This window comes from Nonomuraea sp. NPDC050680 (assembly GCF_040654555.1).
GTDB lineage: Bacteria > Actinomycetota > Actinomycetes > Streptosporangiales > Streptosporangiaceae > Nonomuraea.
The window spans coordinates 107,487-131,991 of record NZ_JBFAIF010000009.1 but is presented as its reverse complement, the minus strand read 5'-3'; the positions used below and the strand labels follow the sequence as shown (position 1 = coordinate 131,991).

General features: G+C 71.3%; 24 protein-coding genes. 6 read left to right on the top strand and 18 right to left on the bottom strand.

The genetic code is table 11. The annotated features are described in order from the left end of the window. Positions 1–71 precede the first annotated feature (71 nt). From AB0H88_RS28455 to AB0H88_RS28425, 7 genes are all read right to left on the bottom strand, one after another. Entirely contained in the window at positions 72–1,637 is a 1,566-nt protein-coding gene (locus AB0H88_RS28455; protein WP_357649596.1) for a glycerol-3-phosphate dehydrogenase/oxidase, read from the bottom strand. Beyond that, positions 1,634–3,109 (bottom strand): glycerol kinase GlpK, encoded by a 1,476-nt coding sequence (glpK, locus tag AB0H88_RS28450; RefSeq protein ID WP_357649594.1) that lies wholly within the window; start codon positions 3,107–3,109, stop codon positions 1,634–1,636. Before glpK ends, AB0H88_RS28455 begins: the two co-directional genes overlap by 4 nt. 80 nt (positions 3,110–3,189) lie before the next feature. Further along, the gene (locus AB0H88_RS28445) at positions 3,190–3,957 is read right to left on the bottom strand and encodes an IclR family transcriptional regulator (protein WP_357649592.1); all 768 of its coding nucleotides are present in this window, start codon (positions 3,955–3,957) and stop codon (positions 3,190–3,192) included. A 60-nt stretch (positions 3,958–4,017) separates the two neighbouring features. Continuing rightward, entirely contained in the window at positions 4,018–4,506 is a 489-nt protein-coding gene (locus tag AB0H88_RS28440) for an Lrp/AsnC family transcriptional regulator (protein ID WP_357649590.1), read from the bottom strand. 23 nt (positions 4,507–4,529) lie between these two features. Next, positions 4,530–5,123 (bottom strand): ATP/GTP-binding protein, encoded by a 594-nt coding sequence (locus AB0H88_RS28435; RefSeq protein ID WP_225291242.1) that lies wholly within the window; start codon positions 5,121–5,123, stop codon positions 4,530–4,532. Positions 5,124–5,407: 284 nt separating this feature from the next. Further along, positions 5,408–6,259, bottom strand: coding sequence for a terpene synthase family protein (locus AB0H88_RS28430; RefSeq protein ID WP_357649588.1), 852 nt, complete (start codon positions 6,257–6,259; stop codon positions 5,408–5,410). Positions 6,260–6,640: 381 nt separating this feature from the next. Further along, positions 6,641–7,750, bottom strand: coding sequence for a Xaa-Pro peptidase family protein (locus AB0H88_RS28425; protein WP_357649586.1), 1,110 nt, complete (start codon positions 7,748–7,750; stop codon positions 6,641–6,643). Between the two features lie 144 nt (positions 7,751–7,894). Here AB0H88_RS28425 and AB0H88_RS28420 point away from each other — a divergent pair, with 144 nt between their 5' ends. The 3 genes from AB0H88_RS28420 (at position 7,895) to AB0H88_RS28410 (ending at position 11,638) form a co-directional block, all read left to right on the top strand. Further along, on the top strand, positions 7,895–9,142 hold the full coding sequence (locus tag AB0H88_RS28420) for a SpoIIE family protein phosphatase (protein WP_357649584.1): 1,248 nt from the start codon (positions 7,895–7,897) through the stop codon (positions 9,140–9,142). 65 nt (positions 9,143–9,207) lie between these two features. Next, positions 9,208–10,104 carry a 5'-3' exonuclease gene (locus AB0H88_RS28415; protein ID WP_357649992.1) on the top strand — a complete coding sequence of 299 codons (897 nt, stop codon included), beginning with the start codon at positions 9,208–9,210 and terminating at the stop codon, positions 10,102–10,104. 115 nt (positions 10,105–10,219) lie between these two features. Then, positions 10,220–11,638: an RNB domain-containing ribonuclease gene (locus AB0H88_RS28410; protein WP_357649582.1), complete on the top strand. Its 1,419-nt coding sequence runs from the start codon at positions 10,220–10,222 to the stop codon at positions 11,636–11,638. Between the two features lie 69 nt (positions 11,639–11,707). Here the strand turns inward: AB0H88_RS28410 and AB0H88_RS28405 are convergent, their stop codons facing one another. From AB0H88_RS28405 to AB0H88_RS28395, 3 genes are all read right to left on the bottom strand, one after another. Continuing rightward, entirely contained in the window at positions 11,708–11,878 is a 171-nt protein-coding gene (locus AB0H88_RS28405) for a hypothetical protein (RefSeq protein ID WP_357649580.1), read from the bottom strand. A gap of 296 nt (positions 11,879–12,174) precedes the next feature. Next, positions 12,175–14,898 (bottom strand): DEAD/DEAH box helicase, encoded by a 2,724-nt coding sequence (locus AB0H88_RS28400; protein WP_357649578.1) that lies wholly within the window; start codon positions 14,896–14,898, stop codon positions 12,175–12,177. A 41-nt stretch (positions 14,899–14,939) separates the two neighbouring features. Further along, positions 14,940–15,569, bottom strand: coding sequence for a TetR/AcrR family transcriptional regulator (locus AB0H88_RS28395; protein ID WP_357649576.1), 630 nt, complete (start codon positions 15,567–15,569; stop codon positions 14,940–14,942). 54 nt (positions 15,570–15,623) lie between these two features. Here AB0H88_RS28395 and AB0H88_RS28390 point away from each other — a divergent pair, with 54 nt between their 5' ends. Beyond that, on the top strand, positions 15,624–17,102 hold the full coding sequence (locus AB0H88_RS28390; RefSeq protein WP_357649574.1) for an MFS transporter: 1,479 nt from the start codon (positions 15,624–15,626) through the stop codon (positions 17,100–17,102). A gap of 7 nt (positions 17,103–17,109) precedes the next feature. Here AB0H88_RS28390 and AB0H88_RS28385 read toward each other — a convergent pair whose 3' ends face one another. From AB0H88_RS28385 to AB0H88_RS28360, 6 genes are read right to left on the bottom strand one after another with little or no spacing between them, the layout of a single operon-like run. Further along, complete coding sequence (locus AB0H88_RS28385; protein WP_357649572.1) at positions 17,110–17,997, bottom strand: YegS/Rv2252/BmrU family lipid kinase; 888 nt, start codon at positions 17,995–17,997, stop codon at positions 17,110–17,112. A gap of 16 nt (positions 17,998–18,013) precedes the next feature. Next, a complete protein-coding gene (gene tatC / locus AB0H88_RS28380) occupies positions 18,014–18,865 on the bottom strand; it encodes a twin-arginine translocase subunit TatC (protein ID WP_357649570.1) in 852 nt (283 codons plus the stop codon). 33 nt (positions 18,866–18,898) lie between these two features. Next, on the bottom strand, positions 18,899–19,219 hold the full coding sequence (gene tatA / locus AB0H88_RS28375; RefSeq protein ID WP_357649568.1) for a Sec-independent protein translocase subunit TatA: 321 nt from the start codon (positions 19,217–19,219) through the stop codon (positions 18,899–18,901). 28 nt (positions 19,220–19,247) lie between these two features. After that, positions 19,248–19,448, bottom strand: a complete 201-nt coding sequence (locus tag AB0H88_RS28370) for a hypothetical protein (protein ID WP_357649566.1) — start codon at positions 19,446–19,448, stop codon at positions 19,248–19,250. Next, on the bottom strand, positions 19,445–20,410 hold the full coding sequence (locus tag AB0H88_RS28365; RefSeq protein ID WP_357649564.1) for a WYL domain-containing protein: 966 nt from the start codon (positions 20,408–20,410) through the stop codon (positions 19,445–19,447). Before AB0H88_RS28365 ends, AB0H88_RS28370 begins: the two co-directional genes overlap by 4 nt. Continuing rightward, on the bottom strand, positions 20,407–21,357 hold the full coding sequence (locus AB0H88_RS28360; RefSeq protein WP_357649562.1) for a WYL domain-containing protein: 951 nt from the start codon (positions 21,355–21,357) through the stop codon (positions 20,407–20,409). Before AB0H88_RS28360 ends, AB0H88_RS28365 begins: the two co-directional genes overlap by 4 nt. A gap of 39 nt (positions 21,358–21,396) precedes the next feature. Between AB0H88_RS28360 and AB0H88_RS28355 the strand changes: the two genes are divergently transcribed. Then, the gene (locus tag AB0H88_RS28355) at positions 21,397–22,494 is read left to right on the top strand and encodes a DUF3866 family protein (RefSeq protein WP_357649560.1); all 1,098 of its coding nucleotides are present in this window, start codon (positions 21,397–21,399) and stop codon (positions 22,492–22,494) included. On the opposite strand, the gene AB0H88_RS28350 is transcribed toward AB0H88_RS28355, so the two are convergent. Together AB0H88_RS28350 and AB0H88_RS28345 are read right to left on the bottom strand one after the other, a co-directional pair. After that, complete coding sequence (locus AB0H88_RS28350; RefSeq protein ID WP_357649558.1) at positions 22,440–22,919, bottom strand: DUF3291 domain-containing protein; 480 nt, start codon at positions 22,917–22,919, stop codon at positions 22,440–22,442. The genes AB0H88_RS28355 and AB0H88_RS28350 overlap by 55 nt on opposite strands. 33 nt (positions 22,920–22,952) lie before the next feature. After that, positions 22,953–23,594, bottom strand: coding sequence for a helix-turn-helix domain-containing protein (locus AB0H88_RS28345; RefSeq protein ID WP_357649555.1), 642 nt, complete (start codon positions 23,592–23,594; stop codon positions 22,953–22,955). A gap of 79 nt (positions 23,595–23,673) precedes the next feature. On the opposite strand from AB0H88_RS28345, the gene AB0H88_RS28340 reads away from it, so the two are divergent. Beyond that, on the top strand, positions 23,674–24,456 hold the full coding sequence (locus AB0H88_RS28340; protein WP_357649553.1) for a GNAT family N-acetyltransferase: 783 nt from the start codon (positions 23,674–23,676) through the stop codon (positions 24,454–24,456). The last annotated feature ends 49 nt before the right edge of the window (positions 24,457–24,505 follow it).

Sequence of the window (24,505 nt, the reverse complement as noted above, 5' to 3'; positions counted from 1 at the left end):
CCTTGGGGGCGGGCCTTCGGAGCTGGCCTTGGCGGTGACGGGCCCGGGCGGTGATCAGGGCGCGGCGGTGGTCAGGACGCGGGAACCGGGCCGCCGGTGAGGAGCGTCTCGACGCGGGTGCGGACCTCCGGGGTGTCGAGGCCGCGGACCGTGAGGGTGGTGCGGCGCCGTACGACGTCGTCGACCGTCGCCGCCCACTCGTGGTCGCGCGCGTAGACCGCCTGCGCCCAGATGTCCGGCCCGTCCGGATGGATCCGCTCGCCCAGCGCGGGCGTGTCGCGGATGAGCCGGGCCAGGTCGAACGCGATCGAGCCGTAGTGCGAGGCGAGATGGCGGGCCACCAGCGGGTCCATCCGGGTGCCCGGCTCGCGGTCGGTCCACAGGCGCATCGCGACGGCGTCCGGGCTGGCCAGGCCGGGCAGCGGCATGGCGGGCAGGATGGCCGCGAGGTCGTCGCCGAGCGGGTGGCCCGGCAGGTGGGCGAGCATGTCCAGGACGAGCTTGCCGATGTGCCGGTAGGTGGTCCACTTGCCGCCCGCCACCGACAGCATGCCGCCCTTGCCCCGGCTGAGCACCGTCTCCCGCTTGGCCGACGACACGCCGCCGGGGCCGCCCGGCAGCACGCGCAGCCCGGCGAAGGCGTAGGTGATGTCCTCGCGCCGCAGTTGCGACTCGCGTACGGCGTGCCCCGCCTCGTCGAGGATCTGGGCCACATCGGCGTCGGTGGCGCGTACATCGGCGGGGTCGCCCTCGTAGGCCTCGTCGGTGGTGCCGAGCAGCAGGTGGTCCTCCCACGGGATGGCGAAGGACACGCGGTATTTGTCGATCGGGGTGGTCAGGGCCGCCTTCCACGGCTCGTGGCGGCGCATGACCAGGTGGGCGCCCTTCGACAGGCGGATGCTCGGCGCGGCCCCGGGGTCCTCCATGCGCCGCAGGTGGTCCACCCACGGGCCGGTGGCGTTCAGCACGAGGCCGGCTCCTACGCCGAACTCCGTACCGTCGAGCCGGTCGCGCAGTTCCGCTCCCGAGACCGTGCCGCCGCTCTCGCGCAGGCCGACGACCTCGGCGTGGTTGAGCACGACCGCGCCCGCGTCGACGGCGGCGCGCACGGTCATCACCGCGACCCGGCTGTCGTTCATCTGGTGGTCGCCGTAGACGGCGGCGGCGCGCAGCCCCTCGGAGCGGAGCGCGGGCACTCTGGCCAGCGCCTGGTGCGGGGTGATGACCCGGCCGAGCCCGTCGCCGAACACCGACAGCGCCGAGTAGAGGAACACCCCCGCGCCCAGCTTGGCGGCGCCGTGCGGGCCGCCCCGGTAGACCGGCACCACGAAGGAGAGCGGCTTGACCAGGTGGGGGGCGATGTCGCCGGCCAGCGCCCGGCGTTCGCGGTGGTTCTCGGCGACCAGCTTGACATTGCCCGTCTGCAGGTAGCGCAGGCCGCCGTGGACGAGCTTGGAGGAGGCGCTGGAGGTGGCCCCGGCGAAGTCGCCGCCGTCGACCATGGCGACCCGCAGGCCCGCCTGGGCGGCCATCCAGGTGACGGAGGTCCCGAGGATGCCGCCGCCGATGACCAGCAGGTCGTAGGTGCCCCTGGACAGCTCCTCGCGGGTCTCGGCGCGGGAGGCGGTCGTGGTCATGGCGTGCTCCAGTCGAGGCTGCGGTCGATGGCCTTGCGCCAGTTGCGGTATTCGCGGTCGCGGACGTCCTGGCCGATCTTCGGCCGCCACTCGGCCGCCTTGTGCCAGTTGGCCCGCAGGCTGTCGGTATCGGGCCAGTAGCCGGTGGCCAGCCCGGCCGCGTAGGCGGCGCCCAGGCAGGTGGTCTCCGACACCATCGGCCGTACCACCGGCACCGCGAGCACGTCGGCCAGGATCTGCATGAGCAGGTTGTTGGCGGTCATGCCGCCGTCGGCGCGCAGTGAGGTGAGCGCGAGCCCGGCGTCGGCGTTCATCGCGTCGACCACCTCGCGCGTCTGCCAGGCGGTCGCCTCCAGCACGGCCCGCGCGATGTGCCCCTTGGTGACGAACCCGGTCAGCCCGGCGATGATCCCGCGCGCGTCGGAACGCCAGTGAGGGGCGAACAGGCCGGAGAACGCGGGAACGAAGTAGCAGCCGCCGTTGTCCTCGACGGTGCCCGCGAGGGTCTCGATCTCGGCGGCGGTGGAGATCAGGCCGAGGTTGTCGCGCAGCCACTGCACGAGCGAGCCGGTGACGGCGATCGAGCCCTCCAGCGCGTACGTGGCGGGGGCGTCGCCGATCTGGTAGCCGACGGTGGTGAGCAGCCCGTGCTTGGAGGCGACGGGCTCGGTGCCGGTGTTCATCAGCAGGAAGCTGCCGGAGCCGTAGGTGCTCTTGGTCTCGCCCGGGCCGAAGCACGTCTGGCCGAACAGGGCCGCCTGCTGGTCCCCCAGCGCCGCCGCCACCGGCACGCCGTCGTCAGTGGTGCCGTAGACCTCGGCGGAGGGGCGGATCTCCGGCAACATCGCGCGTGGCACGCCGAGCGCGGCGAGCAGCTCGTCGTCCCAGCTCAGGGTGCGGACGTTCATCAGCATCGTCCGGCTGGCGTTGGTGACGTCGGTGACGTGGCGACCGGTCAGCCGCCAGATCAGCCAGCTGTCGACGGTGCCGAACAGCACGTCGCCGCGCTCGGCCCGCTCCCGCAGGCCGGGGGTCTCGTCGAGCAGCCACCGGATCTTCGGCCCGGCGAAGTAGGTGGCCAGCGGCAGCCCGGCCCGCTCGCGGAACAGCTGCTCGTGCCCGGCCAGGGACCGGACCAGGGCGTCGGTACGGGTGTCCTGCCAGACGATCGCGTTGGCCACGGGGCGCCCGGTGTGGCGGTCCCACAGGACGGTGGTCTCGCGCTGGTTGGTGATGCCGAGGGCGACGAGCTGGCCGAAGTCGATGCCGCTGCCGGTGACGGCCTCGGCCACCACGCCCTGGACGGCGTCCCAGATCTCGGCGGCATCGTGCTCGACCCAGCCGGGCCGGGGGAAGATCTGCCGGTGCTCCCGCTGCGCCACCGAGACGATCCGGCCGTCCTGGTCGAACACCATGCACCTGCTCGACGTGGTGCCCTGGTCGATGGCGGCGACGTAATGCGGTCCAGGCACGGCTTCCTCACTTCGATGTGTTCGGCATTGCCGAACGGTTGTCAAATCCTAGCTGCGGCCGGGCCGGGCGTGTCAACACGTCACCGGCTCAGGTCGCGGGTGATGGCGCGGGCGGCGTCGCGGACGTAGGAGACGATCGTGATGCTCGGCTCGCCGCCCTCGGCCAGCCGCTCGACCGCGCCCCTGACGCCGATGGCGCCGACGGTGACGCCGCGCGCGTCCCGGATGGGAGCGGCTATGGAGACCTCGCCCTCGACCAGCTCCTCCACGTCGCAGGCCCACCCACGGCCGCGGACCAGCTCCAGCTCCTTGGCGAGGTCGTCGGCGCCGGTGAGGGTCTTGGGGGTGAAGGCGGCCAACCCCTCGGCGGCGGGCTCGCCACCTGCCGCGGCGTCGCCGTACGGGTCGTACGCCAGGAGGACCTTGCCCAGCGCGGTCGCGTGCGCGGGCAGCAGCGTGCCGACCTGCAGGACCTGCATACTGTCGTCGGGCCTGAACACATGGTGGACCACCAGGACGCCGCCCTCGTGCGCGGTGCCGATCCACACGCTCTCCCTGCTGCGCCCGGCCAGCGCGTCGGCCCAGTTGAGCGAGCGGGTGCGCAGCACGTTGACGTCGAGGTAGCTGCTGCCCAGGTGCAGCAGCGTGCCGCCGAGCCGGTAACGGCCCGTGGCGGCGTCCTGCTCGACGAAGCCGACATGGACGAGCGTGCGCAGGATGCCGTGCAGGGTGCCCTTGGGCAGGCCCATCGCGCGGGCCAGCTCGGCCACGCCCAGTTCGCGCGGGCCGGAGGCGAGCAGCCTCAGGATGCCGGCGGCCCGTTCGACGGACTGGATAGTCTCTCCCACGCCCACACCGTAGCGCAGTTCGGCAATGCCGAACAGTGGACGATGTCGCAGACTACGTCGTCAAGCGGGGGGAGCCGGAGTGGGCGCCGGCTCGCCGGCGCCGTCGCCCGCCACCTCGGGCGGCCGGTGCTCGTAGGGGGTGCTCAGCACGACAGTGGTGCGCGTGGAGACGTTCGCCGACGCGCGGATGTGCTGCAGCAGCTCCTCCAGCGCCAGCGGCGTGGCGACGCGCACCTTGAGGATGTAGCTCTCGTCGCCCGCCACGCTGTGGCACGCCTCGATCTCGGCCAGGTGGGCCAGCCGCTCAGGCGCGTCGTCGGGGGCCGCGGGGTCGATCGGCTTGATGGACACGAACGCGGTCATCGGCAGCCCGATCGCGTCATAGTCGATGATCGCGGCGTAACCGCGTACGACTCCGCGCTTCTCCAGCCGGCGCACCCGCTGGTGCACCGCCGAGACCGAGAGCCCGGTCTCCCTGGCCAGATCCGTGAAGCTCATCCGGCCGTCCCTGGCGAGCAGCGTGACGATCTGGCGGTCGATCTCCTCCATCGGTCAAAGGTAGCCGGTGATGGTCACGACATGGTCCCGACCGGGGTGGCTCCCTGGCGCATGGCGTGCTCGACCAGCGTGATGAGCACTTCCCGGCCGGAATCCTTCCTGCGGGCGTCGCAGCGCACGATCGGGATCTCCGGTTCGAGGCCGAGCGCCATCCGTACCTCGCCGACCGTGAAGGGGCGCGCGCCGTCGAAGCAGTTGAGCGCCACCACGAACGGCTGCCCGCGCCGCTCGAAGTAGTCGATGGCCGGGAAGGAGTCGGCCAGCCGCCGTGTGTCGGCCAGGACCACCGCCCCGAGCGCGCCCATCGCCAACTCGTCCCAGACGAACCAGAAGCGTTCCTGGCCGGGCGTGCCGAACAGGTACAGCATGTAGTCGTCGCGGATCGTGATCCGGCCGAAGTCCATCGCCACGGTGGTGGTCGGCTTGGCCTCGACGCCCGACAGGTCGTCGATGTCCACGCCGATATGCGTGAGCGCTTCTTCCGTCCGCAGGGGACGGGTCTCGGAGACCGCGCCCACCATGGTGGTCTTGCCCACGCCGAACCCGCCCGCGATCAGAATCTTGATCGCGGTCGGCAACCGCCATCGATCAGAGCGACCGAAGTCCATCCAGCACCGCCTGTACATCCCTCCGCGGCCGTGCCGCGCATGCACAAATCCGCCCTGAGGAGCCGTGGTCAGTAGAACCTGTCAAGGCGCAGAGAAAAGGTCGAACCACGTGCCTGGCATCGAGACACCCTAGCAACGCCACATATTCCACTCAAGCCACAATCATCCTCAGGAATCAATATGTCATGGTTTGTCGCATCTAGACCAGTTATTCGCCTCCGTTTCACCGAAGGGTAAAGGTCCTTGTCATGGGAGGTTGCGAGACCGTAACGGCTTCAGAGGGCCTAGCCGGAAATACCGTGCAAACCGGCGTTGAACCCGATCTGTCGCCGTAGGTAGGCGGCCGTGCGCGGACTGCGTTCGTGTACCGGCTTGAGCAACTCCAGCGCCTCGCGCGCCAGCTCCCCCATCGCGTCCGCGACCTCGGCATGGCTGACGCCGAGCATCAGTACGTTCAGGTCGCCCCAGCTGACGTCCCTGCGGTAGGAGGCCAGATCGCCCAGCAGGTGCAGATAGCGCTGCACATGCGCGCTGACGGCCCGCAGTTCCTCCAGATGACGTCTGGCCCACTCGTCGCCCGCGTAGATCCAGTGCGACAGGTCCACGAAGCAGGACCCCCGGCTGTCGGCGTTGTCCAGATAACGGGCGAAGGTGGGGACGGCCCGGGTGTCGCGCCACACCCACGCCCTGGCCATCGCCTCGAACATGCCGCCCAGCTGGTCCCGCCAGAGCGGGTGCAGGACCTCGAAGTCCTTGACCGTCGCCAGCTCGTCGCGCAGGTCGGCCAGGAAGCGGGAGACCGCGGCCCGCGGCGCCGCGCCGTCGGCCACGGCCAGACAGTCGCGGGCCAGGGCCTCCACCTGAGAACGCGTCGTCGTCGTGTGGTCCACCAGACGGTCGACGGCCGAGACCCACAGCGACGTCCGGTTGACGATCTTGAGCGCTTCGGACGTGGCCCAGGGAGCGCTGAAGGCGCCGGTCAGCGCCAGCGCGGTGTAGAAGTCGGAGTCGAAGGCCGCCGGCGGGAACAGCCCGCCGTACATCTGGGCGCAACGACGTAGATCCCTGCCGCACTCCGCGGCGAGCGCGCACGCCAGGCCCAGCTCGTACGCTTCCTTCAACTCGTCGTCCGGCATCCTAGAGCCGCTCGATCGGCATGCGGATCATGGGCGACGACCCCCCAAACCGGCATTCTGCCGCTACTGGCGAATTTTCACATGATCACCCACATTTGATCAAGGCAAGGACACGGCCGCATCACCCCCCACAGTCACGCCGCACTGTCACCCCCATGTCATCCACCGTGTTCAGCATCCACCGTTCGGGCCGCCCTGTCAGCCATCCTTTCCGCCACTTGTCAGCCAGCCCCTCTTTCCGTCCCTTGTCAGCCCACCCCTCAACCCGGCGGCTCCTGATACCCCTCGTTCGCCGCAAACGTGCAGCGAAGGGGCGATAACTGTTTTCCCTTTCGAATCCGAACCCGGACGACCCCAGAGGGCATGGTCGAGGCCGGACGGTCAGACGATCACCAGTTCGCGGGAGGTGACGTTCAGCCGCTCGCCGCCCGTCTCGGTGCACACCACGATGTCCTCGATGCGCGCACCGTGCCGGTCGGGCAGGTAGATGCCCGGCTCGACGGAGAAGGCGAAGCCCGGCTCCATCGGCTCGGCGTTGCCGGCCACGATGTACGGCTCCTCGTGCGTCTCCACGCCGATCCCGTGCCCGGTGCGATGGATGAAGTAGTCGCCATAACCCGCCTCGGCGATCAGGTCGCGGGCCGCCGCGTCGATCGACTCGCACGGCACGCCCGGCCGTACGGCGGCACAGGCGGCGTCCTGGGCCCGGCGCAGTACTTCGTAGTACTCGGCGAAGTCGGCCGGCGGCGAGCCCACGGAGTAGGTGCGGGTGGAGTCGGAGCAGTAGCCGCTGTGGAACTGCCCGCCGATGTCGACCACGACCGGCTCGCCCGCCTGGATCACCCGGTCGGACACCTCGTGGTGCGGGCTGGCGCCGTTGGGGCCCGAGGCGACGATGACGAAGTCGACCGTCTCGTGCCCGGCGGCCAGGATCGCCTCGGCGATGTCCCGGCCGACCTCGCGCTCGGTGCGCCCGGCCCGCAGGAACTCCGGCACCCGCCGGTGCACCGAGTCGATCGCCTCCCCCGCCTCGCGCAGCGCGGCCACCTCGGCCGGCGACTTGCGCATCCGCAGCTCGCGCAGCACGCTCCCGGCCAGTGTCTGCTCGGTCTCCGGCATGGCCTCGCTGAAGCGCAGCGACGCCATCGCCCACATCCGGTCGGCCAGGCCCACCTTGGCCACCCGGCCGAGCCGCGAGGCGGCGATGCGATAGGGGTCGTCGGTCTCGTCCCATGCCACGAAGTCCAGGCCGAGCCGCGAGGCGGGCGACGCCTGCGCGGCGGGCAGTTCGAGCCGGGGCACCATCATGTAGGGCTCGCCGGCGGCGGGAACCACCAGGCAGGTCAGCCGTTCGAGCGGCTTGGCGTCGTAGCCGCTCACATAGCGCAGGTCGGGGCCCGGGGTGAGCAAAAGGGCGTCGAGGCCGGACTTCGCGGTGGCCTCCTGGACGGCGGCCAGCCGGGACACGGGATACAAGTCTGATGACGTCACAGGCACAATCTACTCGGACCGCTCCTCCTAAAATCCGCGAAAAGCTCTCACAACGCGGTAAGCCATGGCTACACTCCGCCCATAGACGATCACGTACTGTGGTGTCAATTGTCCCCTTCCACCCGCGTTTCGAGAGAGAGGCTCATGGTCGACGTCTGGGGTAACCACCAGCGCCGCCCGATGAGTGCGGCCGACCTGGTCCGGCGACTCGCGGAGCCGCCCGCGGCCGAGCGCGACGCCGAGATGCTCGCCGTACGCCTGGCGCACGCCGAACGCCTCGGCAACATGGGCTGGGCCGAATGGAACCTCCACACCGGGGTGGCCACCTGGTCCGACCACGTCTACCTGATCTTCGGGCGGGACCGGGAGGACGGGCCGATCCGCCTGCCCGACCTGGCGGCGCACGTCGAGCCCGGCGATCTGGGCGCGCTCGACCAACTCCTGTGGAGCGTCGTGCAGGGCGTGGAGCCGGTGCAGGCCGAGTTCCGCATCCGGCGGGGCGGCGAGCTGCGCAACGTACGGGTCGTGCTGGAGCCGCTGATGGCGCCCGGCGGCCCGGAGGGCGTGCACGGCGTGGTCCAGGACATCACCGGCCGCCGCCGCGCCGAGCGCATCATGTCGGAGTCGCGCCGTCAGCTGCTGGAGGCCCGCGAGAAGGCGGCCGAGGAGCGCCACGTGATGCTGGCGCTGCGCGAGGCGATCCTGCCCGAGCCGGTCGGCTGCCTCGATCTGCCGTGCACCCGGATCGCGGTCCGCTACGTACCGGCCGAGAAGACCTCGAACCTGGGCGGCGACTGGTTCGAGGCCGCGGCGCTGCCCGACGGCCGGGTGCTGCTGGCGATCGGCGACGTCTCGGGGCACGGCCTGCCCGCCATCGCGCACATGGCGCAGCTCCGCCACGCCCTCATCGGCCTGACGATGACCGGCGAGCCGCCGAACCAGCTGCTGGCCTGGCTGAACGAGCTGGTCATGCACCGGCTGCACGAGACCACGGCGACCGCGGTGATCGGCCACCTCGACACCGCGAGCCGGGTCTTCACCTGGAGCCAGGCGGGCAACCTGGCGCCGATCCTGGTCCGCGACGGCGTGGCGGGCCCGCTGGGCCAGCCCAAGGGCGTCCTGCTCGGCGCCACCGACCAGCCGTACGGGCTGGCCACCACGCGGCTGCGCGACGGGGACGTGCTGCTGCTGTTCACGGACGGGCTGGTGGAGCGGCGCACCCGCGACATCGACGAGGGCCTGGCGCTGGCCACGGCTGCCGCCTGCGAGCTGCCGGGCCGCGACCTGGACGCCGGGCTGGACCGGCTGCTGGCCGGCATCGGCGGCCCCAACCCGGAGGACGACGCCTGCCTCCTCGCGGTGGGACTGGGCGGAGGGCAGGGCGAGAGCTGAGCGGGGGAAGTCCGGGCTGGGAGTGGGCGGCCGACCTGCGGGGGTGCGACCATAGGCGGGTGCTGATGCTTCTCGACACCCCGTCGCTGTACTTCCGCGCCTTCTACGGCATCCCGGAGTCGATCACCGCGCCCGACGGCTCGCCGGTGAACGCGGTGCGCGGCCTCATCGACATGATCGCCACCCTCGTGCGCCATCACTCCCCCACCGAGCTGGTCGCCACGATGGACGCCGACTGGCGCCCCGCCTTCCGGGTGGCCGCCATCCCGACGTACAAGGCGCACCGGGTCGCCCACGGCGACGTGGAGGAGGTGCCCGCGGCGCTGGTGCCGCAGATCGCGGTCATCGAGCAGGTGCTCGACGCGGTCGGCATCGCCCGGCTGGAGGCGCCCGGCTACGAGGCCGACGACGTGATCGGCACGCTGACCCATCGCGCCGGCGGGGCGGTCGACATCGTGACGGGCGACCGCGACCTGTTCCAGCTGGTCGACGACGCCCGCCCGGTGCGCGTTCTCTACACCGTGCGGGGCATCCGCAACCTGCAGACGGTCGACGAGGCGTTCGTGGCGGACAAGTACGGCATTCCCGGCCGCACCTATGCCGACTTCGCGACCCTGCGTGGCGATCCCAGCGACGGCCTGCCGGGCGTGGCGGGCGTCGGCGAGAAGACGGCGGCCGCGCTCATCACCCGGTTCGGCTCGCTCGGCGCGCTGCTCGAGGCCCTCGAAGCGGGCGCCACGGACGGCTTCCCGGCGGGCAGCCGCACCAAGCTGGCCGCCGCCCGCGACTACCTGCGGGTGGCCCCCGCCGTGGTGGCGGTCGCCTCGGACGCGCCGCTGCCCGAGACCGACCTGACGCTCCCGCAGAAGCCCCGCGACCCGGACTCCCTCGTACGCCTGGCCGACCAGTACGGCCTCGACACCCCCCTCAACCGCCTGCTGGAGGCGCTCGGCAAGGCATGACCGCGCATCGGCTCCACGGCCTCGCCAAGACGCCCCGCCTGACGCCACGCACACTGATCAGGCCGAGAAACGGGAGCGGATCAGGCCGAGGAGCTTGTGACGATAGGTTGCTCTTGTGACGAACATCCGGGTACCCAGCGACGTCCCCGCCCGCCTCGACGACGGGTTCGAGCGGATCCGGCGAGAGCAGCGGCTGCCCGGCGAGTTCCCGAGAGCCGTGCTGGACGAGGCCGACTGGGTGGCGTCGGTGCCCAGGTTCGGCGGCAAGGACATGACGGAGCTGCCGTTCGTCACCATCGACCCGCTCGGCTCGATGGACCTCGACCAGGCCGTCCACCTCGAGCGGCTACGCGGCGGCTACCGCGTCTGGTACGCGATCGCCGACGTCGGCGCGTTCGTGCGGCCGGGCGGCGCGATCGACGCCGAGGCGCGCACCCGGGGCGAGACCGTCTACCTGCCCGCGAGCAAGGTGCCGCTGCACCCGAAGGTGCTGTCGGAGGACGCGGCCAGCCTGCTGCCCGGCGTGACCCGCCCGGCCGCCGTGTGGCGGATCGACCTGGACGCGGAGGGCCGCACGGTCGGCGCCGACGTACAACGGGCCCTGGTACGCAGCCGCGAGCGGCTCGACTACGCCTACGTGCAGGCGGCGATCGACACTGACACCGCCGGCGGCACGCTCGGTCTGCTGGCCGAGATCGGCAGGCTGCGACTGGAACTCGAACGCGAGCGCGGCGGCGTCACCCTGCCCACCCCGGAGCAGGAGGTGGTGCCGGACGGCGACGGCTACCGGCTCGAATACCGGCTGCCGCTGCCCGCCGAGGCGTGGAACGCGCAGATCTCCCTGCTCACCGGCATGGCGGCGGCCTCGATGATGCTCGACGCGGAGATCGGCGTGCTGCGCGTGCTCCCGGCGCCGCGCTCCGGCGACCTGCAGAAGGTACGCCGGGTGGCCGACGCGCTGGGCGTCCCGTGGCCCGCCGGCGCCTCCTACGGCGACGTGGTCCACGACCTGGATCCGAAGAACGCGCAGCAGGCGGCGTTCCTGCACGAGTCGAGGGTGCTGCTGCGCGGGGCCGGCTACGTGGCCTTCAACGGGGAGCCGCCGAAGCTGGCCGAGCACGCCGCGGTGGCCGCGCCGTACGCGCACGTCACGGCGCCGCTGCGGCGCCTGGTCGACCGCTACGCGACGGAGATCTGCCTGGCGATCGCCGCGGGCGAGCCAGTGCCGCAGGACGTGGCGGAGGCGCTGACGGGCCTGCCGGACATCATGGCCGGGACCGGCCGCCGCGCGGGCGCGGTGGAGCGCGCCTGCGTGGACCTGGTGGAGGCGTTCCTGTTGCGCGATCGCGTCGGCCAGGCGTTCGACGCGATGGTGATCGACGTCGACGAGCGCCGCGAGGGCGGCCAGGTCCAGATCGCCGACCCGGCCGTGATCGCCCGCTGCGACGGCCCGCTCCCCCTGGGCGAGCAGGTCTCGGTACGCCTGACCCAGGCCGATCCGGCCACCCGAGAGGTCCGCTTCGACCTGGCGTAACAGAAGCAGTGCCCCTGACGTGACAGAGCCGCGCACGGGAGGCCCCGCACGCGGCTCCATGAGTTCCGGCTACCGCTTGAGGGGCTTCCAGGCTGCCCCCAGCCCCATCAGGTGCAGCGCGACGCAGAGCAGTCCGGCAGTGGTGAGAGTGGTGGCCGTGAGCACGCCGCCCACGGCGAGGTTGGCGATCTCGAAGATCAGCGCGAGCACGAACAGCACCGCGGCGATGAGAGCGAACATGGCGACCTCCGGCTTGTAAAAACCCGCTTCGACCTGGGCATTTCCATACCGAATCGCCCGGAAACTGACTACATGGTGACGTTGCGTATACAGCCCACCACATCACCTTGACCGGACGGTCAGTCGGCCGGGGAAGACCCCGGCCCACAGGACGCACGTAACGGCGCCCGGCCCCGTAAACCGCAGGAGCGTGCCCCTGGACGGGGGCCCGCCCCGTAGGGCGGGTGGGGCCCACCGTGCTCTGCCGTAAAGCAGGAAAACAGCGCTCTTATCCCTACAGACAGAGCCGCAGCGGATCAAGACAAGGACGAATACGCGACAACCCCCCGGCGCATGGCGTCCATGGCTTTGGCCGCGGTCTGCTTGATCTTGCTCCCCTGGGGGGCGGCATGCCCCAGCTGGCCGAGCAGGTCCATCAGCTGCTTCACCCAGCGCACGAAGTCGCCCGCCGCCAGCTCGTTGCCGTTGATGCCGTCCATGAGCACCGCGTCCAGGCTGTGCCCCTTGGTCCAGCGGAACGCCGCCCACGCGAACCCCAGGTCGGGCTCGCGGATCGTGGACAGCCCGTGGTCGGACTCGATGCCCTCCAGCTCGCCCCAGAGCCGCATCATGGCCGTCAGCGCGTCCTGCGCCCGCCCGGCGGGGATCTTGGGGCGGCGGGCGTCGTCGGCGTTGCGCGACTCGAAGACGAGTGCCGACACGCACGCCGCCAGCTCCGCGGGCTCCAGTTGCTCCCACAGCCCGCTGCGCAGGCACTCGGCGGTCAGCAGGTCGAGCTCTGTGTAGAGGCGGCCCAGGCGGCGGCCCTCGTCGGTGACGGCCTCCTCGTGCAGGTAGCCGAGCTGCTCCAGCACCGAGCAGATCCGGTCGAAGGTGCGGGAGATGACGTGCGAGCGGCCCTCGACGCGCCGCCGCAGCCCGTCGGTCTCACGATGCAGCTTGTAGTAGCGCTCGGCCCAGCGGGCGTGGTCCTCCCGCTCGTCGCAGCCGTGGCACGGGTGCTGGCGGATCCGCCGGCGCAGCTCGTTGATCTCGTCGTCCTCGACGGCGTGGTCGCGAGCCCTGGTGGGCTTGCCCAGGTCGCGGTCGCCGATCTTGGCCAGCAGCGTGGAGACGAGGTTGGCGCGCTCCTTCGGCGAGCGACCGTTGAAGTTCTTCGGGATGCGCAGCTTCTCGATCGGCTCGACCGGGACGGGGAAGTCGGCCGGGTCGAGCTTCTTGACCTGCTTGCCGATCGTCAGGACCAGCGGGCTGGGGCCGGCGCCGCGCGGGTTGCGGCCCGGGTCGAGCACGATCGCGAGCCCGGCCCGGCGCCCGCCCGGCACGCGGATGACGTCGCCGGGCTGCAGCGCCTCCAGCGACTTGACGGCCGCGGCCCGGCGCGCGGCGCCGCGCTGCTTGGACAGCTCGGCCTCGCGGTCGGTCAGGCGGCGCCGCAGCGCCGCGTATTCGGGGAAGTCGCCCAGGTGGCAGGTCATCGCCTCCCGGTAGCCCTCCAGCGCCTCCTCGTGCTTGCGCAGTTGCTTGGCCAGCCCGACGACCGCCCGGTCGGCCTGGAACTGGGCGAAGGACTCCTCCAGCAGCGTGCGGGCGCGCTCGCGGCCGAACTGACCGACCAGATTGACGGCCATGTTGTACGAGGGCTGGAAGCTGGAGCGCAGCGGGTAGGTGCGGGTGCCCGCGAGCCCGGCGACCGACAACGGATCCATGCCGGGCTGCCAGAGCACCACGGCGTGGCCTTCGACGTCGATGCCCCGTCGCCCGGCCCGGCCGGTGAGCTGGGTGTATTCGCCGGGGGTGAGGTCGGCGTGCGTCTCGCCGTTCCACTTGTCGAGCTTCTCGATGACCACGCTGCGGGCGGGCATGTTGATGCCGAGCGCCAGCGTCTCGGTGGCGAAGACCGCCTTGACCAGGCCGCGGGTGAACAGCTCCTCGACGACCTCCTTGAAGGCCGGCAGCATGCCCGCGTGGTGGGCGGCCAGGCCGCGCTCCAGGCAGTCGCGCCACTCCAGGTAGCCGAGCACGGACAGGTCCTCGTCGGGCAGGTGCGCGGTGCGCTCGTCGACGAGTTGCCGGATCTCGTGCCGCTCCCGCTCGTCGGTGAGCCGGATGCCGGCGTGCAGGCACTGCAGGACGGCCGCGGCACAGCCGGCGCGGGAGAAGATGAACGTGATCGCGGGCAGCAGCCCCTCGGAGTCGAGCTTCTCGATCACCTGGGCGCGGTCCGGCGGGCGGGAACGCTGCGGCCGGCCGTAGCCGCGCCTGCCGCGCCCGGCGGTCAGCCGCTCGGTCTCACGGGTGACCCGCATCAGCGTGGGGTTGAGGCGCGGCGTCAGCTCGTCGTTCATGAACAGGTCGTAGACGCGATTGCCGATCATCAGGTGCTGCCACAGCGGCACCGGCCGGTGCTCGTCGACGATGACCGTGGTGTCGCCGCGTACCTCGCCCAGCCACTCGCCGAACTCCTCGGCGTTGCTGACCGTCGCCGACAGCGCCGCCAGCCGGACCGACTCGGGCAGGTGGATGATGACCTCTTCCCAGACCGCGCCGCGGAAGCGGTCGGCCAGGTAGTGGACCTCGTCCATGACCACGTAACCCAGTCCGGCCAAGGTGGCCGAGCCGGCGTAGAGCATGTTGCGCAGCACCTCGGTGGTCATGACGACGATCGGGGCCTCGCCGTTGACGCTGTTGTCGCCGGTCAGCAGCCCGACCTTGGCCGTGCCGTAGCGCTTGACGAGGTCGTTGTACTTCTGGTTGGACAGCGCCTTGATCGGAGTGGTGTAGAAGCACTTACGCCCCTGCTCCAGGGCCAGGTGGACGGCGAACTCGCCGACGACCGTCTTGCCGGACCCGGTGGGGGCGGCGACCAGCACCCCGTCGCCCGCCTCCAGAGCGCGGCAGCCGTCGACCTGGAAGTCGTCGAGCTCGAAGTCGTAGAGGCCCCGGAACGATCCGAGTGCGGCTCCGTCGTCCCCGTACTTCTCGCGGAAGGCCGCGTACCGCTCCGCTGGACTCGTCATACCCGTCACCCTACCGAAATCGCTATTCCGGTCCGTCCCGGCTAGCCCGCCAGATAGTCGCCCAGGCCCCCGCGCAGCAGGTCGAAACCGGCGTTGGCGGCCGCGACCGCGTCGGGGTATGCCTCCCCGGCGCTCTGCCCGTGGTGGATGCGCCGGGTGTTCTGCACCTGCAGGGTCCGCAGCAGGGCGTAGAGCTGCCCGGCGGCGAACGGCGCGCGTGGGTCGCCGGGTCGCTCCCGCTCGATGGCCTCGGCCATCGCCCCCTCGGCCGCGATGTGGAACATCAGCAGCCTGGCCGCCAGCGAGGGCGTCTTCCTGAACAGCTGCAGCTGCGCCGTGTAGGCCGGACTGTCGTCGAGCCCGGTCTCGGGGGCGTGGCGGGCCAGCCGCTCCAGGAACTCGCGGCGGGCCCCCTCGACCAGCGACTCACCCGGCCGCCGGCCGCTCACCATCTGGGCGATGTCGCTGAAGCCTTCCCCCATCACGTCGAGGACGATGTCCTCTTTCGTGGAGAAGTAGTTGAAGACGGTCATCTTGGAGACACCCGCGCGCTCGGCGATCTCCAGGACCGACACCTCGGCGAATCCGCGCTGGGTGAACAGCTCCATCGCGGTGTTGTGGATCTTCTGCCGGGTCTCCCGTTTCTTGCGCTCGCGCAACCCCTCTTCCACAGCGCCCATCCTAACTGAATTGACTTGGTCTAAATTTTGACTCAGTCTATAAATATGACCCAAGCGCAGAAACGGATCGCCATGATCGGCGTGCTTCTCACGCTCATCCTGGCCGTGCTGGACCAGAACATCGTCGCGACCGCGTCATGGTCGATCGTCCGCGAGCTCGACCCCGTCCACGGTCTGGAGCGGCTGCCCTGGCTGGTCACCGCCTACTCCCTGGCCGCCACCGCCGCCCTGCCCCTCTACGGCAAGCTGTGCGACGTCTACGGCGCCAAGCACGTCTATCTGGGCGCCGTGGGCCTGTTCCTGGCCGGATCCGCACTGTGCGCGCTGGCTCAGGACATGGGGCAGCTGATCGCCTTCCGCGCGGTGCAGGGGCTCGGCGGCGGCGGCCTGATGAGCGTCACGATGATCGTCGCCGCCCATCTCACCCCGCCCCAGCAGCGGGCCTCGGCGGGCGGCGCGGGCGGCCTCATCGCGGGGCTCGGCCTGGTGGCGGGCCCACTGCTGGGCGGCGTGTTCACCGACCACGCCACCTGGCGCTGGATCTTCTATCTCAACCTGCCGGTCGGCCTGTTCGTCCTGGTGTCGGCCGCCATCGCGATCCGGCTCGGCGACGGCGGGCTGCGCCACCGCATCGACTATCCAGGAGCGGCTCTGATCGCGATGGCGGCCTGCCTGCTGCTGCTGATCGTCGAGTGGGGCGGCAAGATCTACGCCTGGGACTCGGCCACGATAGTGGCGCTCACCGGCCTGGACGTGGTGCTGTTCGCCGCGTTCGCCTGGCGCCAGCTCACCGCGGCGGAGCCGATCCTGCCCTTGTCCATGTTCCGCCACCCGACGCTCAGGATCGCCCTGCCGCTGCAGCTCCTGACCGGCCTCGGCATGGCGGGCGGCATCTTCTACACGGTCATCTACCTGCAGGTGGTGGCCGGCGTCAAAGCCACCGATTCGGGGCTGTACCTCATCCCGATGGCGATCGGCATGGTCGTGTCGGGCACGATCTCCGGCGTGCTCATCGGGCGCGGTCGCGACACCAAGCCGTTCCTGATCGCGGGCATGGCCTGCGTGACGGCCGCGATGGTGCTGCTGAGCCGCCTGGAGACGGCCACGTCCGCCTGGACGCTGCGCTTCGACCTGTTCGTGATGGGTGTCGGGTTCGGCATGGTGCTGGGCATCGTCGTCATGCTGGTGCAGAACTCGGCACCGCGCTCCCAGCTCGGCGTTGCCACCACGTCCATCCGCTTCGTCCAGGTGCTCGGCTCGGCGCTGGGCACGGCCACGTTCGGCATCCTGCTGAACCGGACCACCGAGTCACACCTGCCGCCCGGGACCCGGGCCGGGAGCCTGGCGAGGGCGGTGCCGCCGGAGGCGCGTGAGCGGGTGGTGGGCGCGCTGCTGTCCGGTGTGCACGTGGTGTTCCTGTCGGCGGCGGGCGTGATGGCCGTCGCCGTGCTGCTCGCCGTGTTCCTCAGGACCAGCCCCGCGCTGCCCGCCGATCCGCCCGCCCCGCAACGGGTCGGGGTCTGACCTCTGGTCAGGTGATGACCCGCAGCGCCCCTGGCTGGATCTCGCACGTGACAGGGCTCGGACCGATCCGCTCCCCGTCGGCGTAGGCCACCACGTCGGGCGCCTCCAGTCGGACGCTCCGCACCCGCCTGACGGACACGGCCTCGTGACGGACGTGCGAGCCCCGGTAGACGCTCGGGAACACCCGGACGAACTCGGCCGTGGACACCGCCTCCAGGATCATCACGTCGAGCAGCCCGTCGTCGGGCCGGGCATCGGGGCAGACCCGCATCCCGGCGCCGTAGGAGGAGGTGTTGCCCACCGCGACCAGCATGGCCTCCCGCTCGATCGGCTCGCCATCGTCGAAGGTGAGGCGGAAGGGGATCGGCCGGAAGCGCCGCAGCTCCTGGACGGTGGCCAGCAGGTACTTGGCCATACCCGGTGGCCAGGTGAGCCCGTTGGCCCGCTCGTTCACCCGGGAGTCGAACCCACAGCACACCACCCCGGCGAACAACTCGTCGGCCCCGCCCGCGCGGACGCGGGCGGCGTCGACCAGCCGGGAGCGGCCGCGCAGCACCGTACGGGCAGCCGCGATCGGGTCCTTGGGCGGCACGCCCAAGGAGGTGGCGATGTCGTTGCCGGTGCCCGCGGGGATGATCCCGAGCGGCACGTCCGTCCCGGCGACCGCCTGCACGGCCAGGTGGACCAGGCCGTCGCCGCCGAAGGCCACCAGGGCATCGGGGCGCTCGGCCACGGCGGCGCAGGCGCGCTCCAGCGCGTCGGCCGCGCTGTCACCGACGATCACCGACACCTCGGCGCCGCCCGCGCGCAGGCGGCGGGCCACGGGTCCGAGCAGGCGCACCGTCCGGCCGCCTCGGGCGGCGGGGTTGACGAGCAGGACGAGTTGGGGGGCCACGCCCGGAACTTATCGCCTATCGGTCCGCATCGGAATCCTGTTCCAGCGGTGACGCCTCATCGTCGGACAGGTTTGAGAAGTTCTCGCCGGCGGGCAGTCGCCGCTCGCGCAGGTACATGAACAACTCGGCGGCCGCGAACAGGACGATCATGGGTGCGGCCAGGGCCATCATCGCGAAGGGATCGCCACCCGGCGTGATCACGGCGCCGAACACGAACATGATGAAGATGACCATGCGGCGGTGCTTGGCCACCGTCGCGTGCGACAGCGCCCCGATGACGTTGAGGAACACCAGGAAGAGCGGCAGCTCGAAGGACACCCCGAAGATGGCGATCATGATCAGGACGTAGTCGAGATAGTCGTCGATCGCGATGGTGGCGACCGTGTCGTCGAGTGAGAAGCCCAGCAGGAAGCCGAGGCTGGTGTGCATGATGATGTAGGCCAGCACCGCACCCAGGGCGAACAGCGGGATCGCCAGAGCCAGGAACACCACCGTGTGGCGCTTCTCGTTGCGGTAGAGCGCCGGCGTGACGAACGACCAGATCTGGTAGAGCCAGACCGGCGAGGCCAGCACCAGGCCGATCATCGCGGACACCTTCAGCGTGATGAAGAAGGACTGAAAGATGCCGTTGTAAGTCAGGCTGCAATGGCCCGTGAGCTGCTTCGACTGGAAGGTGTCGCAGTAGGGGGCCTTGAGAATCGCCCACACGGGGTCGAAGAAGATCCAGCCGATGATGATGCCGACGACCACCGCGATCGTCGCGATGAGCAGCCGGTTACGCAACTCCCGCAGGTGATCCATGAGCGGCATGCGGCCCTCGGGATCGCGGGCCGAACCTTCTCCGCTCGACTTCTTGAGCAGCGCCATCTAGCAGTCCCAGGAGTGCGAGGAGGGGCAGGGTCAGGCTTTCTTGTCGGCACTGGCGCGCAGCTTGGCCGCCTGCTCCTCCAACTGGCGAGCCTGCTCCTCCACCGACAGCGCGGGCGCGGCGTGGATCGGCTGCGGAGGCGCGGGCTGCGGCTGGGCGGTCGTCTGCGTCACCGTGTCGACCGGAGCCGGCCTGTCGTCGTAGTCGTCTTCGCGCAGCTTGGCCGTCTCCGACTTGAAGATGCGCATCGACCTGCCGAGGCCCCTGGCCATCTCCGGCAGCTTCTTGGCACCGAACAGCAGGACGAGCACGCCGGCAATGATCAGAAGCTCAGTAGGTCCGAGGTTTCCCATGAAACGTCCTTTTTGAGCGATTGCTGTTTCAGCCACGATCGTACGCTGCCGGAGGGTTGGTCTCATCCCCCCGGTGCCTCAATCTGGCCCGCCGCGGCTCGAGCTGGGCCCGCGCCCCGGCTACTTCACTGCTCAGACTACGCGCGGCGGAGAGGAGTCGTACACCCGCGACCGCCAGCGCTGCCAGCCCGGCGACGCCGAGCCCGGCCGCCACGAAGATCCAGGTCATGTCCGGTGAGCGTAGCGGCTCAGGGCCCGCTCGGCCTCCTCCCGCACCCGCTCGGCCATCGCGGGCGGCGAGAGCACCCTGCCGGTGTCGCCGAGACGCAGCGCCAGCTTGAGCAGCCAGTCCTCGTCGCGGGCCCGCAGCGCCACCCGCAGCCGCCCCTCGCCCAGCTCGGTGACCTCCTCGCACGGGTAGTACTCGGCCACCCAGCGCCCGGCGGCGGTCACCTCCAGCTCGACCAGCTCGTCGGTGGGCGAGGGCCGGAACACGCCCTGCGCCACGTCGATCGGCTCGGCCTCGGCGGGCGGGTCGGCGGCCACCTCGAGCACCTCGACGCCGAGCATCCGGTCGAGCCGGAACAGCCGCATCGCCTCGGCCCGGTAGCACCAGCACTCCAGGTAGGTGCGGCCGTCGACGACGACCAGCCGCATGGGGTCGACCTCGCGCGGCGTCACCTCGTCGCGGCCCGGCACGTAGTAGCGCAGCGACAGGCGGCGCCGCCTGGTCAGCCCCTCGCGCACGCGCAGCAGCGCGTCGGGGGTGGCGTCGACGTCGACCGCGACCTGGCTGCTGACGGCCGCCGCGCCCTCCCCCGCGGCCCGCTCCAGCTTGGCGACCACCCGGGGCAGCGCGTCACCGGGCACCTCGGCCAGCTCCGGCATGGCGGCGAGCATGCGCAGCGCGACCAGCAGCGCGCTGGCCTCGTCGATGCCCAGCCGCAGCGGCCGGGCGATGGTGTCGGCGTTGTCGATGAGGATCTCGCCGCCGTCCCACGACACGTCGATCAGGTCGCCGGGCGTGTGCCCCGGCAGCCCGCACATCCACACCAGCTGCAGGTCGTCGATGAGCTGCTTCTCACTCAGCCCGAACACCCCGGCCACCTCGCCGAGCTGCGCGCCCGGGTGCGACATCAGGTACGGCACGAGCGCGAGCAGCCTCGGCAGCCGGTCGGCGGATCCACTCACGCCAGCGCTCCCTTCAGTCGGCGGATGACGGCCTCGCGGGCGTCTGGCGGCTCGACCACCTCGACGTCGGCGCCCAGGCTGGCCATCCAGCCGGCCAGTCGTTCGGGGTCGGTGAAGCCCAGGTCGACCTCGTCCCATCCGTCGGAGCCCACGCGTACGGCCGTGGACAGCTGCCGCAGCCCCTCGCAGGCGCCCTCCCGTACGCGGATGACGGCCGTGCGCCCCTCGACCGGCTCCTCGGGGAAGCCGACCATGGCCCGCAGGTCGACGCCGGGCGGCACCTCGACCGAGCCCGGCCGCCCGACCGTGGCGACCTGCCCGGTGATGCGGCTGAGCCGGAAGGCGCGCGGCGCGTCCCGGCCGCGGTCGAACCCGGCGAGGTACCAGCGGCCCCGGCGGCTGACCACGCCCCAGGGCTCGACCGTGCGGCTGCGCACGCTCTCGCTGCCGGCGCTGCGGTAGTCGAAGCGCACCAGGCGCCGGTCGCGTACCGCGTCCCACAGCGCGGGAAAGGCCGGGTCGCGGGTGTCGAGGCGCAGCTCCAGCGCCCCGGCGCCGATGGTCTCGTCGGTGGCCACGCCGCCCGCGCGCAGCTTGAGCAGCGCGCCGGAGGCGGCCTCGGCGAGGCTGGCGCGCTGCCACACCTGCGCGGCCAGGCCGAGCACGGCGGCCTCGTCGGCCTCCAGGGTGATCTCCGGCAGCTCGTAGGACTGGCGCTCGATGCGGTAGCCGGGCTCATCCTCCCAGGGATCGCGCACCACGTCGATGGGGATGCCGATCTCGCGCAGCTCGTTCTTGTCGCGCTCGAACATCCGCTGGAACGCCTCATCACCGTCCCGGTCATAGCCGGGGACGGCCTGGCGGATCTGCTCGGCCGACAACGGGCGGCGGGTGGCGAGCAGGCAGATCACCAGGTTCAGCAATCGCTCGGTCTTGCGGCGCGACATCCTGCCTCACTCCTCCTTCAACGACGCTACCCTGCCCGAGTGATCAGATGGCGCAAGGGCGAGGTCGTGCGGATCCGGCGCGAGTGGCCGGGAGCCATGGAACTGGACGTCGCCGTCTCCGGAGGGGACCACCAGCCGGGCGTCGAACCCGGCGGGACGTACCGGGCACTGGCCTATCCGCTGCTGGTGGGCCGTCCGGAACCCGGCGACGAGGTCCTGCTCAACACGACGGCACTCGCGATGGGTCTCGGTACGGGAGGTTACGCCATGGTGGTGGCAGTCCCGAACCGTTTACCGGAAGATCCGCAGGGACCCGGGCACCTGGTGAAGGCCCGCTACACCCCGTTGCAGGCCACCGTGCTCGGCGCCGACGAGCAGGACTCGCCCTTCCACGAGATTCTGCGCGAGGCCGACTCGGTCGACGGCATGCCGGTGGTGGTCGCCGACCTGCACTCGGCCCTGGCGCCGATCCTGTGCGGCCTGTACGAGGCACGCCCGGGCGTCCGCGTCGCCTACGTGATGCAGGACGGCGGCGCGCTGCCCGCCTGGTTCTCGATGGCCTGCGCGAAATTGCGGGAGATCGACTGGCTGGCCGGGGTGGTGACGGTGGGTCAGGCGTTCGGCGGCGACGTCGAGGCGGTGACCGTCCACACGGGCCTGCTGGCCGCCAGGCACGTGCTGGAGGCCGACGTGGCGATCGTCACGCAGGGACCCGGCAATCTCGGCACCGGCACCCGGTGGGGCTTCTCGGGCGTCTCGGCGGGTGAGGCGGTCAACGCCGCCGCGGTGCTGCGCGGCCGCCCGGTGGCGGCGCTGCGGGTGAGCGAGGGCGACCTGCGCGAGCGCCACCTCGGCGTCTCGCACCACTCGCTGACCGCCTACGGCCGCGTCGCGCTGGCTCCGGCGCGGGTGGCGGTGCCGCTGCTGCCCGGTGAGTTCGGGGAGCGGGTCAGGGACCAGGCCGAGCTGCTCGCCGTCCGGCACGAGCTGGTGCCCGTGCCGGTCGGCGGCCTGCACGAGGCGCTGCGCGAGTCTCCGGTCAGGCTCTCGACCATGGGCCGGCCCCTGGAGGAGGACCTGGCCTACTTCCTGGCCTCGGCCGCGGCGGGCAGGTGCGCGGCCTCGCTGCTGTCGTAGGAGTCCTTGTACGTGAACGCCTCGGGGCTGGGCCCCTCGGCCTTGAGGCGTTCCAGGCGCTCCATGCCCTCGGCGAGGCTCGGGATGTGACCCTCCGGGATCCACCACATCACCATGTACGGCTCGGCCATCCGCAGGAACCACTCCCTGCGGCGGCGCAGTACGTCCAGATGGGCGCTGCGGTAGACGTAGTTCCACAGTGAGTCGAGCGACTCCCACACCGAGAAGTTGAGCAGCAGGTGGTCGCCGTAGTCGTGCGTGAGGGTCGCGGTCGGATCCTCGTCGCTCTCCTTCATCCGCCACACGAATCCGGGATAGCCGTCGGCGAGGGTGTTGATGGGCTCCAGCGCGGCGACGAACTCGGCCAGCTCGGGGCTGTCGATCGGGGCGCGCATGTGGGCGATGTTGAGCTCGGCTAGATGCATGACGCTCAGCACACCACCCTTCGCTCTTCTATGTCAATCTACTTTTGTTTTAGAAAGCGCCACGCAGCACTCCCCCGGCCGCGGATCCAGCCGGGCCCGTCCGGGATCATCGCCGAGCCCTTCGAGAACCCCCTGGCAGAGGGCAAGGTTCATGGAGCACACGAGCAGCGGCTGCTCGTGGCTCAGCACGTGGAAGGGGCAGTTGCGCATCCGCAGCGTGCCGCCGTCGGCGTAGGGCTCGTAACCCCGCTCACGCAGCACCGCCTCGACGGGTTCACTCCGCCCCCGGCCCAGCCGCTCGCCCGCCGCGCGCGCCGCCTTCTCGGCCGCCTCCTCGGCGCCGAGGGAGTCGACGACCTCGGCCAGCACCGAGGCCAGCGCCACGTAGTCACGCGGCGGCAGACTCACCGACCGCTCTCCCCCGGCCCTGCGGTAGACCTTCGCGGGCCGCCCGCTGCCGGGCCCCTTCTTCTCCTGCTGCCTGAAGGCGCTCTCCAGCAGCCCGGCCTCGACGAGCTTGTCCAGGTGGTGGCCGGCCAGCGTCCTGGACACGCCCGTGATCTCGGCCGCCTCTCCCCGGCCCAGGTCGCCGCCGCTGCCCGCCACTGCCTCGTACAGGCTGCGCCGCACCGGATCGTGCAGCAGCGCCAGGGCCTCGAGGTCGTCATCGCTCACAGCGGGAGTCTAGGCGCCCCTCTCCCCCGCGGACCGCACCGCGCTCTCCACCCGAGACCGCACCCCCTAGGCTTCTCCCGTGAGCGAACCCTCCCCCCTCCTCGCCGCCTACGACCGCACCAGGTTGCGCGTCCCCGAGCACCCCGCCGACGGGCTCGTGTACGAGATGGACGGCCCGCTGCTGCGCGTCACCGGCCGGTTCCGCGGCTTCGTCGAGGGCCCGCCCGTGCTCGGCGTCGAAGGCGCCAGCCTGGACGCGCTGATCGCCCGCCAGCGCGACCACTTCGCGGCCCGCGGCGAGGCCGTGGAGTGGAAGACCCGCGCCCACGACCTGCCGGCCGACCTGCCGGATCGGCTCGTCCGCGCGGGGTTCGCGCCGGAGGAGCGGGAGACGGTGCTGGTCGGCGTCGCCAAGGAGATGCTGGACGCGCCGCCCCTGACCGCCGGCGTGACCATCCGGCAGGTCACCGCCGACGCCGACCTGTGGGCGATCGCCGCCATGGAGTCCGCCGTCTGGGGCGAGGACTGGAGCTGGCTGGGCGAGGACCTGATCCAGCGGGTCACGACCGATCCCGGCGGCCTCGCCGTACTGGTGGCCGAGGCGGACGGCCGGGTCGTCTCGGCCGCCTGGCTGGTGCACATGCCGGGCACCGGCTTCGCCGGGCTCTGGGGCGGCTCCACGCTGCCGGAGTGGCGGGGCCGCGGCATCTACCGCGCTCTGGTCGCCCGGCGCGCCCAGCTCGCCGTGGCGGCCGGGGTGGACTATCTCCAGGTGGACGCCTCGGACGACAGCCGGCCGATCCTGGCACGGCTTGGCTTCCACACGGTGACCACGACCACGCCGTACGTCTGGACGCCCTGAACCGTCCCGTTCGATCCATTTGATCCAGCAGACGGCCTGGACCGTCACA